A 16881-nucleotide genomic window follows, 5' to 3' on the forward strand; every position below is an offset into this window, starting at 1 on the left:
CTAGAAAAGGAGTGTTGAACATGAATAGCGCAACGAATCAAGCTACCTCTAAAAAGCAAACTACACAAGGACAAGGTGAATTAAAACGCGGATTAAAATCTCGTCACCTTACGATGATTTCTCTCGGTGGTACAATCGGTACCGGATTATTTCTTGCCAGTGGTGGTGTTATCCATTCAGCTGGTCCTGGCGGTGCATTAGTCGCATATGCCGCAATTGGAATTATGGTTTATTTTTTAATGACAAGCTTAGCAGAACTCGCAGCTTACATGCCTGTTACTGGCTCTTTTAGCACTTATGCAACAAAATTTGTTGATCCATCACTTGGTTTTGCACTTGGATGGAACTATTGGTATAACTGGGCGATTACGATCGCTGCTGAACTAGCGGCCGTAACATTAATTATGAAATTTTGGTTCCCAGATACCCCTTCTCTTATTTGGAGTGGACTTTGCTTAGCTATTATTTTTCTCTTAAACTATTTATCTGTTAAAGGTTTTGGTGAATCTGAATATTGGTTCGCACTTATTAAAGTAGTTACTATTATTATCTTTTTAATTGTCGGCTTTATGATGATTTTTGGAATTATGGGCGGCGAAGCTGTCGGTTTTAAAAACTTCACTGTTGCAGATGCACCATTTAATGGCGGTATCATGGCAATTATCGGTGTATTTATGGCTGCTGGTTTCTCATTCCAAGGAACTGAATTATTAGGAGTGGCTGCTGGTGAAACTGCTGATCCAGAACGCAATATTCCAAAAGCAATTCGTTCTATCTTTTGGCGCATTATATTATTCTATATTTTAGCAATTCTCGTTATCGGTTTATTAATTCCTTATACGACTGATAGCCTTGCAGCAAGTGATGTAACAGTAAGTCCATTTACACTAGTATTTGAAAAAGCGGGCGTTGCCTTCGCTGCTTCTGTTATGAACGCTGTTATTTTAACTGCAGTACTTTCTGCTGGTAACTCTGGAATGTATGCATCAACTCGTATGCTTTGGGATTTAGCTCGTCAAGGAAAAGCACCAAAGTTCTTAGGCAAATTAGATAGCCGTGGTGTACCTGTTAACGCATTAATCGCAACATCAGTTGTTGGTAGCATTGCTTTCATCGCTTCTTTATACGGTGACGGTGTTGTATACATTTGGTTATTAAATGCTTCTGGGATGTCAGGATTTATTGCTTGGGTAGGAATTGCTATTAGTCATTACCGTTTCCGAAAAGCTTATGTTGCACAAGGGAAAGATTTAAAAGATTTACCGTATAGAGCAAAATGGTTCCCGTTCGGTCCAATCTTTGCATTTACACTTTGTGTTATCGTTATTTTAGGACAAAACTACGGAGCATTTATGGGAGCATCTATTGATTGGAACGGTGTACTCGTTTCTTACATCGGTTTACCACTCTTCTTAGTACTGTGGTTAGGATATAAATTTACTAAGAAAACGAAAGTAATTCCACTTGATAAATGTGAACTAAAATAAAATAAAACGAGCAAACAAATTTGTTTGCTCGTTTTTTATTGCAATTCATCTCCCTTCCCTATCGCCACTGTTTTTGCGATAATAGAGGAAATATACATAAAGGTTGGGATTACATGAACATTCGTATTACTGATGAAGCAAAAGCTGCTATACATAGATTAGAACGTGAAGACAAAAAGATTATTCGCATTAGAGGGACGATGACAAACTCTTGTAGCATTTTCGTTGATGTCGATTTAATTTGGGATACATATAATGCGGATGATGTTGTATATGAAGATGCACATCTTATCGTACAAATGGATTCATTCACGACAGATTACACTGGTGATACTGTGAAACTTGATTATAAAACGACAGGTTTTAGTATTACGACTCCTAGTGAGACTTTGGTGTATGGATTGTCGATTAAAAAATAAACATTGTTTTTATCTGACCAATGGGGTGAAAAAATGGGTAAATATGTTCCGTTAAAATTTTTATTCAACAAAGAATTAGCAGAAAAAATGGCTGATTCTATTTCTAAACATGCTCCTAATTTCTCTAAGAAAAACTTTGTAGATTCTGTAACGAGTAAAGTTGAAAATTTAGAGTTGAAACAACGTATAGAAGTAATAGCAGATGAATTACACTATGCATTACAAAAAGATTTTAATGAAGCAATACATATATTACTGAAAACATTGGGGCCAGAAAACACAACAGAAGTAGGCACATTTACAAATGGTTATATGTACATGCCTATTGCAAAATACGTTGAAAAATATGGGCTTAACGATTTTGAATCCTCTTTCAACGCAATGTATGAAATAACAAAAAGGAATACTGCTGAATATGCCATTCGGCCTTTTCTTGAAAAATATCATGAAGACACACTAGACATATTACAACAGTGGATTCATGACGAAAACAGCCACATTAGGAGATTAGTTTCCGAAGGTACAAGACCGAGGCTTCCTTGGGCTAAAAAAATTGGAGCTCTGAAAGGTGACTTTAGAAATAATTTAAAGCTTCTTGAGCTATTAATGAATGACACTTCTAAATATGTCCAAAAATCAGTAGCCAATCATATTAACGATATTACAAAAGAAGATAAAGAACTCGTTTTTCAATGGTTACAACAATTACGCGATAACAAACTTCCTGTTAACCCTTGGATTATAAAACATGGGTTAAGAACGGTGATAAAAAATGGTACTTTACCAAATGATTTTTCTTTTTAAGTATTTTAAACAAAAACACTTATGCTTCAAAAATGAAGTATAAGTGTTTTTTCTCTTTAAAACATTATCCCTGCCTTAAAATATTTTGAAACATTTCCGGCTTACTTTGTTCAAAGCTCTCTATTAATTCTTTTCCAAATATCGTTATACTCTTCTCCCAAGGATGACCTAAATACCCCCACTTAAAGTCCTTCTGAATAAAGAAGTAGTAATCTCCATTTGGAAAAATCGGGATTGTCCACTCATCAAATTCATTTCTATCGAACTTTAAATGTGGATTTACCCAGTAACACTCATGTTGCCAATCAAGTGCCATTATATATTCATTCGATACTGTATTCTCTTTTAAAACTAGTAATGCTTTTTCTTCCAGATCGTCATATACATTTAAATCTATCGATTCTCCAAAGTAATGAGAAATATCATATGTTATAAAAGGACTTGGCACCTTAAATGATGGGAATATAGAAACACTTGGTAAAAACTCAAGCTCACTATATATCCTATCCCATATTTGGTCATACTCTCCGTCTGTAAATTCCATCCAATTTTTCATTAAACAACTGCCTTCCCTTATAATTTCAAAGGATTTCCTCTTGGTTATCTCGAATATATAAATAACTATTCTCGCAAGGAGCGAATTTGTATGAATCTATTTGAACACGAAACGTAAAACCGCTTCATTTTAATAAGAGGTCCTCCCTTTCTCTTTTCTTACTATATCATTCATTAACGAAATAGGAGGACATAATATGAAACGTGATTCATTATTTTCGGCATTATTAGAAAGTGCAAAGACAAACTTTAGTGGCTGGGATTTTTCTTTCATTTCAGAAACTGGCCGTATGAATAGCGAGCCTTTATCATGGTCGTACGGTAGCACAGCCTTCCAGCTTATGCAACGTGCAAAATCAATGCTAGATATGGGAACTGGCGGCGGAGAGTTTTTATCTATGTTACAACCGTTCCCGTCAACTATTTATGCGACTGAAGGCTACGCACCAAATGTACCAATTGCTCGAAAGAAATTAGAACCTTTAGGAGTTACAATCGTAGAAGTTACTGATGATACTGCTTTACCATTTCAAGATAGTCAGTTTGATTTAATTGTCAATCAACATGAATCCTATTCTGCTTCTGAGGTGAAAAGAATTCTTTCTACAAATGGGATATTCCTTACTCAACAAGTCGGTGGTCTTGATTGTGCGGAACTTAATGAGCAGTTTGGCACACCACTGAATAGCGAATTTTCAAGTTGGTCACTCAAAATGGCATGTAATGAACTAAGGGAGAATGGATTTACTATTTTAGATGCGAAGGAAGAGTTCCCTCTTCAGCGTTTTTATGATGTCGGTGCTGTTGTTTATTACTTAAAAGCAATTCCGTGGCAAATTCCTGATTTTATAGTAGATAGCTATACCGAGGAATTGTATCGCATACATGAAATTATCTTACAAAAGGGATATTTCGATGTGAAGCAACACCGCTTTATTATTAAAGCAAATTATGAAGAGTGAAATTGGAATTAGCATTCCTTGTAAAAAGCCAAATTCCCATAAAGAATTTGGCTTTCTCTTCGTATTTTAACGTTTCTTCTCTTATTGAGAAACGAGATATTTTTCATTTCGTTTTTTCGTATCATCTTCTGTCAAAAGTGTAGTTGTGTAATCAATAATATTCCGATTATCATATGTGAATGTATGCTCTAAATTGTTTTCTTCTTTTAATACTCTTGGTAAATATCTTTGCAAATTGCTAACTACACCTCTATTATCACCATCTAATATCCAATCAATTGACTTCCATTCTAATATACCTTCATCCGTACTTAATGGTGTATCCATATGCTCTCCACCTGGCAAATCAGCAAGGAATACATACATGCCCTCACTACCACGAGGCTCATCCTTTTCTTTAAAAATGACATTCCCCTTATACGTTACACTTTGCAGCTCTATACCCGTTTCCTCAAACGTTTCTCTAATTACACCTTCATATGGTGTTTCATTATCCTCTATTTTTCCTCCGACACCATTCCACATTCCCATTGTCGGCTTTTTGTTTCTATTTAATAGAAGTATGTTATCCCCTTTTCTAATGAAACATATTGTGTATTTATACATACCATCATTTCCTTTCTGTTTCCCAACTTTTTTAAATCTAAATTGTATTTTTCACGCATGTAAGCACCTCACATAATATACAGTACAACTTTCATACGTAAAAACTTTACGTCAAACGAAAGAATCCTTTTGAGAAAGGAGAATTCAACATCGATAACATAGGAAATGAATTTTTAAAACGCTTTTATGATAGCAATGTATGGCCAAACGGTACAAACTGGATCGGTGTTCCCATTTGCAAACTTCCCTCTGACCTTTTCTTATATCAAGAAATTATTTACGACTTACAACCGGATTTAATTATTGAATGTGGGACTTTCCACGGTGGTAGCGCACTTTATTTAGCTTCTATTCTAGATTTAATAGGAAAAGGTCACGTTCTTACTATTGATATAATGCCGCAACCAAATCGCCCATCACATAATCGGATTACGTATTTAACAGCTTCTTCTGTTTCTGTAAGTGCTGTCCAAACTATTTTAAGTATGCGAAAACCTGACGATGTTACTTTAGTTATTTTAGATTCCGATCATAGTAAAGAACATGTATTAAAAGAATTGCAATTATATAAATCAATTGTAACTACTGGTAGCTACATGATCGTCGAGGATACATGTATTAACGGAAATCCTATTCTTCCTGATTGGGGCCCTGGTCCGATGGAAGCTGTGGAAGAATTTTTAACAAAAAATAATAATTTCATAATAGATGAGACAAAGCATAAATTTTTCATATCATTTAATCCGAATGGTTTTTTGAAGAAAATAAAATAACTATATAAGTTGAATTAAAAGGTTACAGCTACTGTTTGTCGAAATATAATAAGTAACATATATTGACAAATGGAGCGGAGCAAAATGACACATGTACACCAAAACGAAAAAGAAAGCCTACTTGTAGCAATGAAAACGACTAAAACGAAACGAATGTATGAACGTTATCAAACGATCTATTTCTATGTACAAGGCTTTTCTATAAAAGAAATAATGAACATGATTGGTCGTTCTGAAAAAACAATCTATAATTATGTGAATGCTTACAAAGAAAAAGGATTGCATGGCTTACTCATGGGACAATCAACAGGAGCACCACGTAAATTAGCCCCTGAACAAGAACAGGAGTTAGTTCAAGTGAGTGCATCTCATCTACCCGTGGATGTTGGATTTCCAGCTAAACATAATTGGACTTTATCCATTATCGCTTCTTTCATTAAAAGAGAATGGAACGTAAGTTACACACTTCGCGGGGTGTCTCGACTTTTACATGATTTAGGGCTTAGTTACACAAAACCGACGTATACATTAGCGAAAGCAGACCCGGTGAAACAACAAGAGTTTAGGGAAGTTACCTTCCCCGCCTATAAAAAAAAACTTTTAAACGAGGAGATTGACCATCTTCTGTTTCAAGATGAGTCCATGATCCGCGATTACCAAGCACTGCAGCATACATGGTTTTTAAAAGGAAAACAACGCAGTATTCCTACTTATGGGAAACACCAAGGTGTTAAACTTATTGGTACACTTAATTATGAAACCGGTGAGTTAGTTTGTGTAGAAGAGGAGCGGTATGATGCCGAAGCATTTCTTCGTTTTCTTCAGCATGTACTTGAACTGTATCCCAACGGGAAAATAGCTCTTATTCTAGATAATGCGCGTATTCATCATGCGAAGCTCATCCAACCACTTTTAAGGAAACACTGTCATCGCTTAGAATTAGTGTTTTTACCTCCCTACAGTCCCGATTTAAATTTAATTGAAGGGGTATGGAAATGGCTCAAATCAGACATCATTCATAATGTTTTTTATTCATCGATTTATGAAATTCAAAAAAATGTACAGGCTTTTATTCAGGAATTAAATCGCACACCTGAAAAAGTGATCGATCGATTATGCATTCGATTGTAATCTTTTAATTCAACTTATATAGACTAAACTAGTCTAGTATTTTCATTTTCGAAAAAGGATAGTACACAAATTCCACTTTTCCTATTATATTATCTTCTTCAATATAACCTAAACCATTTCGACTATCCTTACTTTGTTCACGATTGTCTCCCATTACAAATAACTTATTTGGCGGAATCTTTGTCTTTTGAAAATTGTAAAACACTTGTGTATTGTTATATAAATCTTTATTTATATAAGGTTCATCTTGCTTTTTGTCATTTACGTATACAGTTCCATTCGTTATGTTAATTATGTCACCAGGAAGTCCTATTACGCGTTTCACATAATATTTCGACTCATCCTCTTCCTTAATAATGACAATTTCTCCGTGCTGTAAGCTAGAAAAATGTACAGCAGCTTTATTTACAAATACGTAGTCTTCTTCATGTAAAGTCGGCTGCATCGATTTTCCTTCCACCTTACATAAAGTAAAAGACTGGTACGTTACTACCATAACAAATATAAATAGTATGTATTTTCCCCAACCTCTCTTAATCTCCTCTTTCATATCTATTCCCACCTTATCAAAACACTTTTCAATTCAAAAATATATCACTGCACCTGTTCATTTGCGCAGTGATATACTACAATTTGAATTTCATTTTACTGTGCCGTACTCGGCTGTTGTGCTACTGGGACTAGACTTACACCCGATCGCTGCGCTTTTAAATCAAAATACGCATCCAAAATCTCTTTACCAATTGCAGAATTAATACCTGATTTATCATTATTCACCCATGGCACAACAACAGAAAAAGCGACTTCCGGATCAGCGTCATATGGTGCATACCCGGCGAGAGTTAAATTATAACATTTTTTTCGATAGTTGTTTTCATCTCTTCCAATATCACTCTCTCCACCGTACACTGTCTCTGCTGTTCCTGTTTTTCCAGCCGGTTTATAAGGTAATCCTTTAAAAGTTCCAGTACCGGTCCCATCTAACTCTTGGAACACCCTTCTAAATCCTTCTTTCACATGATTTATATATGAAAGATCCATATCCACTCGATTTAACACGACTGGTTCCATCGATTGCATAACTTTTCCGGCTTCCTCTGGTCTATTTGGTTGCTCTCTAATTTCTTGTACAATTTGTGGTTTCATTCGGTAACCACCATTTGCAATCGTTGAGATATATTGAGCAAGCTGCAACGGTGTATATGTATCATATTGTCCAATCGCATAATCAAGTAAAAAACCAGGTATATTATCAGTTCTACCCATTTGACCAATCGATTCATTTGGCAAGTCAATACCAGTTGGCACACCTAAACCAAATTGTCTAAAGTAATAGCGCATTTTATTGAATGTTTCTTGTTTAACATCTAACGGGTTGTTTGGTACATAATCAATACCTGCCATTTTTAAAGCTGTATTAAACATATATACGTTCGATGAAACTTGCAAAGCTCTTAAATCATCAATATCTCCAAAGTCTTTCCAAGATTTCTTCGGCTTCGAACTTCCTTTAAAGTACATTGGTGCATCAAAGAAATGCGTATATGGCTTAATCGCGCCTGCTTGATATCCAGCTAATAACGTAGCTCCTTTCACCGTCGACCCTAACTCATAAGAGCTTATCATCGTTCCTAAAGCGTAGTCTTCTATTTGCATACCGCCATCTTTATTTACAATTTTCTTGCCTGCTAATGATAGAATTTGACCATTTTTCGGATTCATCATAACGACGAATGCACGATCCATCATAGGTTCAGAAGAATGGAATGCCCTTAAATTCCTTTCAAGACTTTCCTCCACCTTTTTCTGTAAATCCATATCAACTGTTAACATTAAATTATTTCCACTTTTTCCTTGTGTCACTTTTTCAGTCCGAATAATATTTCCAGCTCTATCAGTAATATTTTTAGACTGTTCTTTCGTTCCATGCAACACATCTTCGTATTGTTTTTCGATGTAACTCTTACCAATACGATCATTTCGGTTATAATCTCGTACTAAATAGTAGTCTAATTGTTCCCTTGGTAATCCTTCATTCTCACTCGAAACACTACCAAGTACAGAACGTAGTATTTTGTCATTTGGGTATTCGCGCTCCCAATCCACAGTCGTATCTACGCCTGGCAAAATCGATAGTCTTTCACTCACTACTGCATATTCATTTTGACTTACATCTTTTTTGACGATTTGTGGCGTCATTTTATATCCCGCATTCATTTTGCTTTTAATTGCTAGTACTTCTATATCCTCTTTCGAAAGCTCGTTTAGTTCTTCTTGTGTAATTCTTTCTCGTCTCAACTCTTCTACTTTTTTATCTAATTCTTTTCCTTCAATCTCCTGTTTCCTAAATTTACTCTCATCTTCTTTCGTTACTTTTGTTGCTGCACGCTTTTCGTTTAACTGCATCCAAAAATCTTTTTTATCTGTCTCTGTTAACTTGTCCATATCTTCTTGTGGCATTTCAATTAGCTTTGCTAAATTTCTTGCCACTATTAAAACCTCTTTTGAGTCCACTCCTTTCATTTTCGTATATGTAACTGTTCGTAACGGTTTATTATTTACAATAACTTTCCCTTCCCGATCAAACATCTTCCCTCTCGGAACTGGAGTACTCACTGTTACATCTTCCTTTTTATTCACTTCATTTCGATACGTTTCTCCGTCAATAATTTGTACTTTACCTAATTGAATAATAATAGCTGAAAATAAAAGAAAAACGATAAAAAATAGTACATTTAACCGAAACGGAATATGAGTCTTTTTCTTTTTCGACTGTTTCTGCTTCTCCTTTTTCTGTCTCATTTTGCTCCCTCGCTTCATTCTATTAACATTTCTGCGCAAAATCATTATGTATCAAATTTATTTATATGATATATATAGAATTTTATATTAGTTACAAAGGAAAGAAAAGATTTAATTTTCAGTTTTTGTATTTTGCACCCTATTTATTACCATTCCCTTAATACGTAATTACATGAATATAATGGATACAAAAAACTGAGGTGGACATCATTCACCTCAGTTTCTTTACGAAAACAAAAACTTATTTAATCGAAGATAGCCCTTGGGCAAATTCACCAATCTTTTGTTGAAAAACATAATTAAAGTTATATTCTTGTCCTGTTCGTTCTTCATTTACTAAAATGGTTGTTGCCCCTATTTCTCTTTTGGCGATTTCTGGGAACGAAGCGACAGGTTGCACTTTTAATGACGTTCCCATAACGATAAGTACATCTGTTTCATATAAACGTTTAATCGCATTTTGATATTGCGGCAATGTATCTCCGTATAAAACAACGTCTGGATTTAAAATGAAATTACACTTCCCGCAGCGCGGTACTTCATGATCAATCATATATTGTAAATCATATCCCGCTTTACACTTCGGACAATGTGCTGTTTGAAGTGTTCCATGTAAATCAATGACATGTTTACTACCACTTAATTGATGTAAACCGTCAATATTTTGCGTTAAAATCGTAATATCTTTCCCTTGTTCTTCTAATTCAGCTAAAAAGCGATGTCCACGATTTGGTTTATATTGATGAAACGTATTAATTTGAAATATTTCTTTATAATGCTTCCAAAACTCTTTCGGACTTCTGTTATAGTATCCCCTTGATAAATACATCTCCACATTCGCATCAGCATACAATCCATTTGCTGAACGAAAATCTGGGATACCACTTTCCGTACTTGCACCAGCACCTGTTAACACTGTAATTTTCTTCGCTTGTTCTAAAATTGAACGTACTTCTTCAAATTGTTGCACAAAAATCACCTCTATGTATATTGCTATACTTATTATATCAGTTGTTTACAGGAGGTGTTATCCGATTCGTTTTATTTAATGCGTTGTACCCCCAATTTCCACGATATCCACCTCAACCGTCGTCGTTACCTCAACTGCCAATTCTATCCCTTTACTAATAGTAGAAAGTGACATACTCGGTTGCCCTGGATAATTGCTCGCTTGTTCTGGTAAAAATGGAATATGAACAAACCCGCCTTTTATTTTCTGATCATGTTTCTCCAGTTCATGCATAAGGCCATAAAAGATATGATTACAAACGAATGTACCTGCCGTTTGTGAAACGGAAGCTGGTATGCCTTCTTCTTGAAGTCTTTTTACGATTGCTTTCATCGGAAGCGTAGACCAATAGGCAGCCGGTCCTTCTTCTACAACTGGTACATCTACCGGCTGATTCCCTTCATTGTCAGCAATTCTTGCATCATCAATATTAATTGCGACACGCTCTATCGTAATATCTGGTCTGCCCCCAGCTTGTCCGATACATATAATCATTTCAGGATTTAGTTCTTCTATATATTCTTTTAAAACTTTTATTGATTTATGAAATACAGTTGGTACTTGTTTACTAATAATCTTGTACTCTCCAATTGTTTTTTCATGCAAACTTTTTGCTACTTCCCAAGCTGGGTTGATGCTTTCTCCGCCGAACGGATCAAATCCTGTTAATAATACTGTTTTCATATTTTCCCCTCCTAATTAGAAACGATATACAAGGCCGTACATAATAAACATATTGATAATAAAAATTGATAGAGCGATTGGTACTTGTGCTTTAATAACTGCATTTTTATCTTTCAATTCTAAAAGCATTGCCGGTACGATATTAAAGTTTGCTGCCATTGGAGTAAGCAGCGTTCCGCAATATCCAGCAAACATACCTAGTGCTGCCATAATTGCTGGGTTTCCTCCGTGCATTTGCACAATTAAAGGTAAGCCAATTCCTCCAGTAATAACGGCAAATGCTGCAAATGCATTCCCCATTACGACTGTAAATAGCATCATTCCTAAACAATACGCCATAACAGCAACGAACGGGTACTCTGTCGGTAACACTTGTCCGACTAAATCAGAAACGACTTGCCCAACGCCAGACTTCGCGAAAATACCGCCAAGTGCTGCTAACATTTGTGGTAAAATTACAGCCCAACCGACAGCTTGTAATAGTCTGCTTCCTTCTTGAACAGGCGTTGTTATTTTCGATTTTGTAATACGCATCGCCGCAACGAATGCAAGTAATGCTCCTAGCGCTAATGCTACTAACGTTACTTTATCCGGATCAACAAGTGAGACATTTCCCCATTTGATTTTCCCTAACGTTAATGTACCGATAATTGTAAAAATAGGAATTAATAGTGCAGGCATAAAAATTTTATTTTTCAATTTCTCAGCATGTTTCACACGTTCTTGTACTGGAATTTCTTTCTCCTCTGATTTTGTTACTTTGTTTAGTGAAGCTAACACGACCATAGCGAGTACAATACAGCCAACGTAAAACGAAGGGATTACATTTCCGAATAAAAATGTAACTGCAAATAACGCCCAAAATAAGCTAGAACCAAATCGATTTGGATGTTCACGATCAAATGCAATACGAACAGCGATAAAGGCAACGATTATACCTAATACGTAATAGATTGTATCCATTGTGATGATGTTCATTTTATATTGCCTCCTTCTCTTCTTTTTCTTTTGATTCCATCGTTTTCGCTATATACTTATCAAACCTTCTAAATCTAATCCAGCTTACAATAAGGGCAGATATCGCAGTTGGAATACCCCAAAGTGCCATATCCCATACACCAACATGCATTCCTACTGAATCGAAGAACCCTTTCATTAGTAAAATGGCACCAGTTGCGATGAAAATATCTTCTCCGAAAAACCAAGCTGTGTTTTCCGCGGCTGCTGCGTTTGCTTTAATCTTTTCTCTTAATTTTTCAGGGAGTTTACCGTATTTACCCTGCGCAGCTCCTTCTGCCATTGGTGCAACAAGCGGTCTTACTGTTTGCGCATGACCACCAATATTTAGTCCAAGTGCTGCTGATGATTCTCTTATCGTAAAATATGACATTAATACTTTTCCAGTTGTAGCGCCTTTTGATTTCGTTATAAGTGCTTCTGCTCTTTCTTTTAAACCGTAACGCTCTAAAATTCCGATTACCGGTAAAGTTAGTATAATAGGCATAGACATATATCTATTTTCTATGAAAAATTTACCGAACATGCTGATGACATCATAAAAGCTTAATCCTGAAACCATACCAGTAACAATACCTGCAACCATAACTACTAAAAGTGTATTTAATCTAAATAAAAAACCAACTGCAACAAGTAGTATCCCGATTAATTTAATCATTCTATCACTTCCCCCATTTTTTATTTCGGTGCACAAATAGAAACACCATTAAGTTCGAATGTTCTGTATATTTTTTTCGCAAATTGGACTGCTTTCTCCCCATCACCGTGTAAACAGATCGTTTTCGCCTGAACTGTTACTTTCTCTCCGCTCACCGCGTTTACATAGCCTTCTTTCACCATTTGAAGCACTTGCTTTATCGCTTCGTCTTCATTTTTTATAAGTGCATTTTCTTCTGTCCGGCTTGTTAACGTTCCATCTTGCTTATACGTACGATCTGCAAAAGCCTCTTGTACGAGCGTTATATTATATTTTTCTGTTGCCCTTATAAAAGCCTCACTATTTGCTAATCCGTAAAGTAATAGATTTGGATTGATATGATAAATTGCCTTTGCGATTGCATCTGCAATTTCTGAATCAATTGCCGCCATATTATATAAGGAACCGTGCGGTTTTACATGTTGCATTTTCCCGCCTGCCGCTTTAACAAATCCGTCTAATGCGCCAATTTGATATAAAACATAATCGTATACTTCACTTGCTGAAACATGCATGTTCCTTCTTCCAAATCCAATTAAATCAGGAAATCCAGGGTGTGCCCCTATTGCTACGTTTTGCTGCAGAGCTTTTTCAACCGTTTGCCGCATAACAGACGGATCACCAGCATGAAAACCACAAGCAACGTTTATAGAGGAAACGAACGGAAGAATTTCATCATCATTTCCCATTTTATAAGCTCCAAAACTTTCTCCTAAATCACAGTTTAAATCGATTGTATTCACGATGTTTTCCTCCTAATGTCAGCTTCGTAAAGCGATGAATTTCTTTAATAGACTCATACTTGTTTCCTGCTTTATATATAATTGCGCAGCTTTTTCCATAGTTATTTTTTCAAAAGTTACATAGTCTCCTGGTTTCAGCTGCGCTAGAAGAGGTAAATCTACTGAAACTACATTTCCAATTCTCGGATAACCACCTGTCGTTTGTCTATCCGCCATTAATATAATAGGCTGTCCACCATTCGGTACTTGAATTGTTCCGAATGTAACGGGACTCGATAAAATTTCTACCTCTTCCACTCTATTTAAAACATCTCCGTCAAGCCTATATCCCATACGATCAGCATAATTGGATACTTTATACTCTTTCGAAAAAAACGACTTTATACTTTCTTCTGTAAATTGATCATATTCAAAGTCTGTTATGACGCGAAGAATAGGATGCTTCTTATATTTTGGTAAAGCATCGCTGCAAATTGCCCACTTCGTTTTTATACGCTCTTCTTCTTGTAAGTTTTGAATGAAACGATTCGCAACTTCTGCCCCTGTACCAATTTGAAAATAATCTCCTTTTTTCAGCATTCTCCCTTCAATACCACCAAGAGCAGCACGTATGTAAGTACTTTTACTTCCCATCGTACGATCAATATTTATACCGCCCGCAAAAGTCACATATGCTCTGCAACCGCTTTTCGCTTTTCCGAGGCAAAGCATGCTTCCTTCTTCAGCTAATATAGGGCGCCATAATGGAATGCGCTCTCCATTTAATAACGGTTCCATATCTGCTCCGCCAATCGCAAGCAATGTCGTTTTCTTTATTAACAATTTAGGTCCCATTATTGTAATTTCGATTCCCGCCTCATTCTCCTCATTACCTACTAACATATTAATCATCCTGAGCGCACTTTTATCCATAGCACCGCCAACAGGCACACCGTATTGCTGATAATGAAATCTCCCTAAATCTTGGACTGTTGTAAACATTCCAGCATGCAAAACCTCTACATCCATTCTTTAGCCCCCTCAAGCGATACGTACTCTTCCTTTGTTATTGGTTTAAATCGCAAATACATACCACTTTGAATATATGTTGGTGTTTCTTCTTTTGGATTAAATAGAGAAATAGGTGTTCGACCGATAATATTCCAGCCTCCTGGTGTTTCAAGCGGATAAATACCCGTTTGATTTCCGCCAATCCCAACTGAGCCAGGAGCGATTTGTAACCGTGGTGTTTCTTTTCTAGGTGTTTCTAGTTCTTTTGATAATCCCCCTAAATAAGGGAATCCAGGCGTAAAGCCTAACATATAAACGAAATATGTTGTTTCACTATGTATTCGAATAACATCCTCTACTTGTAATCCTTGATAATGTGCAACCTCTTCTAAATCAGGTCCATATTCTCCCCCGTAACACACTGGTATAGAAATATGTTTCACATCTCGGTTCACTTCTTCTTTATAAGAATCAGACAGCTCCCGTATATACTGGCAAACATAATCATATGGTCTTATATTTCTATCATTTTCCTTCCATACTTCGTACAAATTGTAATAAACCGCTAATGAAGTAAACGACGGAACGCATTCAACTATTCCTGCAAACGGATGTTGCTGCAGTGCTTGAAATAATCGTTGTACTTTTTCGTATATATCCATCCCAATTTCTTCACCAAATGTAACAATAATTGCTTGATCCCCTAACGCAGAAAATTTCATCCCACTCCCTCTTTCTATGCCAAAAAGCCGAGTTCTTTCGAAATGCGGTTCGCTGTTTCTTTCACTTTCGCAGTAAAATACGCAATGTTACTTTCGCTATACTCAATTGCCAATCCCGAAATACTAATGCCTGCTACAACCGTTCCATCACTTGCAAAAATTGGAGCTGCTATAGCCGCTGTATGATTTTCTAATTCAGAATAACTAATTGTATATCCAGCTTGTTTTGCCATATGTAACACTTCTAGTAAATGTTCCTTATTCACAATCGTTCCATCTGCAAACTGCTTTAAATCCGTTTCCTCTACGTACTTTCTTTTCTCTTCCTCAGAAAAATACGATAGTAAAATTCTTGGACATGCACCCGCATAAAGCGGCGCTCTTCTTCCAACCGCCGTATAAACACGTACCGGCTGAACTCCTTCCATCTTCTCAACGTAAATTGCATCATTACCATCTTGAATAATTAAATTTACTGCCTGCCCTAAACTATCTCTAAGCTCTTTCATATAAGGAATCGCAATATTTCTTACGGATAACCTTTGTGAAACAAGTTGACCAAATCGTAAAAAAACGACTCCGAGACGATACTTTCCCTTTTCTGTTTTTTGTAAAAAGTCCATTTCTTCTAACGAGCCAATTAAACGATAAACAGATGTTTTCGGCATATTCGTATGCTGAACCATCTCTGTTAAACTTAGCTCTTCATGTTCATAAAACAACTCCAAAATATCCATTGTCTTAACTGCCGTTTTATTTATACTCATCCTATCTCCTTTTCGTTCCGATTTTCGGAACTTCAATTCCGTTTTTCGAAACAAATATATAATTTAAAATTATAAAATATTCTTTCAATTCTATCAATATATTTTTCACAAACAAAAAAAGTATGGAAGAATATTTCTCCCATACTTTTTCTTTATTTTATAACGCTCTAACTTGTTTCAACGGCCAGAAAACAGCTTGTCCTTTTCCGACAATTTCATCTTCTGAAATAAATCCAAACATACGACCGTCTTTAGACACTTCACGATTATCTCCTAAAACAAATACTTGGCCTTCTGGTACTTTTGTTTTCCCTGTGATTTGTTCTAACGTAAAGTCTGGAGTTAATACACGGCCTGCTGCTTTTTCTTTAAACTCTTTTAAATATGGTTCTTCCATCGCTTTTCCGTTTACATATAACACATCGTTTTTATACTCAACTGTATCGCCTGGTAAACCAATTACTCGTTTTACTAAATCGTATCCTTCTTTTCCGTGGAAGACGATAATATCAAAGCGTTCTAATCCACTTATACTATAACCAATCTTATTCACAAGAACTCGTTCGTTATTTTCTAAAGTGGGCATCATCGATTCACCTTGTACTAATGACGGTGTAAATAAAACACCGCGAATAATAGCGATTAATACAAGGGTAAATCCTATCGTTTTAGCCCATGAGAATAATTCTTTCTTCGTATTTTCCTTCATCGTT

Annotated in this window: 19 protein-coding genes; 6 read left to right on the top strand and 13 right to left on the bottom strand. The window is 35.9% G+C overall.

Features of this window, described 5'->3' with window-relative positions; genetic code table 11:
* Positions 1–20: 20 nt before the first annotated feature.
* The 3 genes from ACP6L7_RS12145 (at position 21) to ACP6L7_RS12155 (ending at position 2710) form a co-directional block, all read left to right on the top strand.
* Entirely contained in the window at positions 21–1487 is a 1467-nt protein-coding gene (locus tag ACP6L7_RS12145) for an amino acid permease (protein ID WP_097830224.1), read from the top strand.
* Between the two features lie 113 nt (positions 1488–1600).
* Positions 1601–1906, top strand: a complete 306-nt coding sequence (locus ACP6L7_RS12150) for an iron-sulfur cluster biosynthesis family protein (RefSeq protein WP_071746442.1) — start codon at positions 1601–1603, stop codon at positions 1904–1906.
* Between the two features lie 33 nt (positions 1907–1939).
* A complete protein-coding gene (locus ACP6L7_RS12155) occupies positions 1940–2710 on the top strand; it encodes a DNA alkylation repair protein (protein ID WP_097830226.1) in 771 nt (256 codons plus the stop codon).
* 64 nt (positions 2711–2774) lie between these two features.
* On the opposite strand, the gene ACP6L7_RS12160 is transcribed toward ACP6L7_RS12155, so the two are convergent.
* Positions 2775–3266: a DUF2716 domain-containing protein gene (locus ACP6L7_RS12160; RefSeq protein WP_097830227.1), complete on the bottom strand. Its 492-nt coding sequence runs from the start codon at positions 3264–3266 to the stop codon at positions 2775–2777.
* Between the two features lie 196 nt (positions 3267–3462).
* Between ACP6L7_RS12160 and ACP6L7_RS12165 the strand changes: the two genes are divergently transcribed.
* Positions 3463–4227, top strand: coding sequence for a class I SAM-dependent methyltransferase (locus tag ACP6L7_RS12165; protein WP_097830228.1), 765 nt, complete (start codon positions 3463–3465; stop codon positions 4225–4227).
* A gap of 81 nt (positions 4228–4308) precedes the next feature.
* Here the strand turns inward: ACP6L7_RS12165 and ACP6L7_RS12170 are convergent, their stop codons facing one another.
* Positions 4309–4833 (bottom strand): NUDIX hydrolase, encoded by a 525-nt coding sequence (locus ACP6L7_RS12170; RefSeq protein ID WP_097830229.1) that lies wholly within the window; start codon positions 4831–4833, stop codon positions 4309–4311.
* A 149-nt stretch (positions 4834–4982) separates the two neighbouring features.
* On the opposite strand from ACP6L7_RS12170, the gene ACP6L7_RS12175 reads away from it, so the two are divergent.
* A complete protein-coding gene (locus tag ACP6L7_RS12175) occupies positions 4983–5606 on the top strand; it encodes a cephalosporin hydroxylase family protein (protein WP_097830230.1) in 624 nt (207 codons plus the stop codon).
* A gap of 84 nt (positions 5607–5690) precedes the next feature.
* Positions 5691–6737, top strand: a complete 1047-nt coding sequence (locus tag ACP6L7_RS12180; protein WP_430529145.1) for an IS630 family transposase — start codon at positions 5691–5693, stop codon at positions 6735–6737.
* A 28-nt stretch (positions 6738–6765) separates the two neighbouring features.
* Here the strand turns inward: ACP6L7_RS12180 and lepB (ACP6L7_RS12185) are convergent, their stop codons facing one another.
* From lepB (ACP6L7_RS12185) to lepB (ACP6L7_RS12235), 11 genes are all read right to left on the bottom strand, one after another.
* The gene (lepB, locus tag ACP6L7_RS12185; protein ID WP_097830231.1) at positions 6766–7287 is read right to left on the bottom strand and encodes a signal peptidase I; all 522 of its coding nucleotides are present in this window, start codon (positions 7285–7287) and stop codon (positions 6766–6768) included.
* Between the two features lie 95 nt (positions 7288–7382).
* Complete coding sequence (locus ACP6L7_RS12190; RefSeq protein ID WP_170961031.1) at positions 7383–9557, bottom strand: peptidoglycan D,D-transpeptidase FtsI family protein; 2175 nt, start codon at positions 9555–9557, stop codon at positions 7383–7385.
* 223 nt (positions 9558–9780) lie between these two features.
* The gene (locus tag ACP6L7_RS12195; protein ID WP_141533433.1) at positions 9781–10509 is read right to left on the bottom strand and encodes an NAD-dependent protein deacylase; all 729 of its coding nucleotides are present in this window, start codon (positions 10507–10509) and stop codon (positions 9781–9783) included.
* A gap of 75 nt (positions 10510–10584) precedes the next feature.
* The gene (gene pcp, locus ACP6L7_RS12200) at positions 10585–11232 is read right to left on the bottom strand and encodes a pyroglutamyl-peptidase I (RefSeq protein WP_097830234.1); all 648 of its coding nucleotides are present in this window, start codon (positions 11230–11232) and stop codon (positions 10585–10587) included.
* Positions 11233–11247: 15 nt separating this feature from the next.
* Positions 11248–12210 carry a DUF979 domain-containing protein gene (locus tag ACP6L7_RS12205; protein WP_097830235.1) on the bottom strand — a complete coding sequence of 321 codons (963 nt, stop codon included), beginning with the start codon at positions 12208–12210 and terminating at the stop codon, positions 11248–11250.
* Position 12211: 1 nt separating this feature from the next.
* On the bottom strand, positions 12212–12907 hold the full coding sequence (locus ACP6L7_RS12210; RefSeq protein ID WP_097830236.1) for a DUF969 domain-containing protein: 696 nt from the start codon (positions 12905–12907) through the stop codon (positions 12212–12214).
* A 20-nt stretch (positions 12908–12927) separates the two neighbouring features.
* Complete coding sequence (pxpA, locus tag ACP6L7_RS12215; RefSeq protein ID WP_097830237.1) at positions 12928–13689, bottom strand: 5-oxoprolinase subunit PxpA; 762 nt, start codon at positions 13687–13689, stop codon at positions 12928–12930.
* Between the two features lie 18 nt (positions 13690–13707).
* Positions 13708–14697, bottom strand: a complete 990-nt coding sequence (locus ACP6L7_RS12220) for a 5-oxoprolinase subunit C family protein (protein WP_097830238.1) — start codon at positions 14695–14697, stop codon at positions 13708–13710.
* Positions 14688–15401 carry a 5-oxoprolinase subunit PxpB gene (gene pxpB, locus ACP6L7_RS12225; RefSeq protein ID WP_097830239.1) on the bottom strand — a complete coding sequence of 238 codons (714 nt, stop codon included), beginning with the start codon at positions 15399–15401 and terminating at the stop codon, positions 14688–14690. The genes ACP6L7_RS12220 and pxpB overlap by 10 nt, the downstream gene beginning before the upstream one ends.
* Positions 15402–15415: 14 nt before the next feature.
* Complete coding sequence (locus ACP6L7_RS12230; protein WP_097830240.1) at positions 15416–16168, bottom strand: IclR family transcriptional regulator; 753 nt, start codon at positions 16166–16168, stop codon at positions 15416–15418.
* 157 nt (positions 16169–16325) lie between these two features.
* On the bottom strand, positions 16326–16877 hold the full coding sequence (gene lepB, locus ACP6L7_RS12235) for a signal peptidase I (RefSeq protein ID WP_000662493.1): 552 nt from the start codon (positions 16875–16877) through the stop codon (positions 16326–16328).
* Positions 16878–16881 lie beyond the last annotated feature (4 nt).

Source organism: Bacillus silvicola, from assembly GCF_050524305.1.
Classification (GTDB): Bacteria; Bacillota; Bacilli; order Bacillales; family Bacillaceae_G; genus Bacillus_A; species Bacillus_A cereus_AT.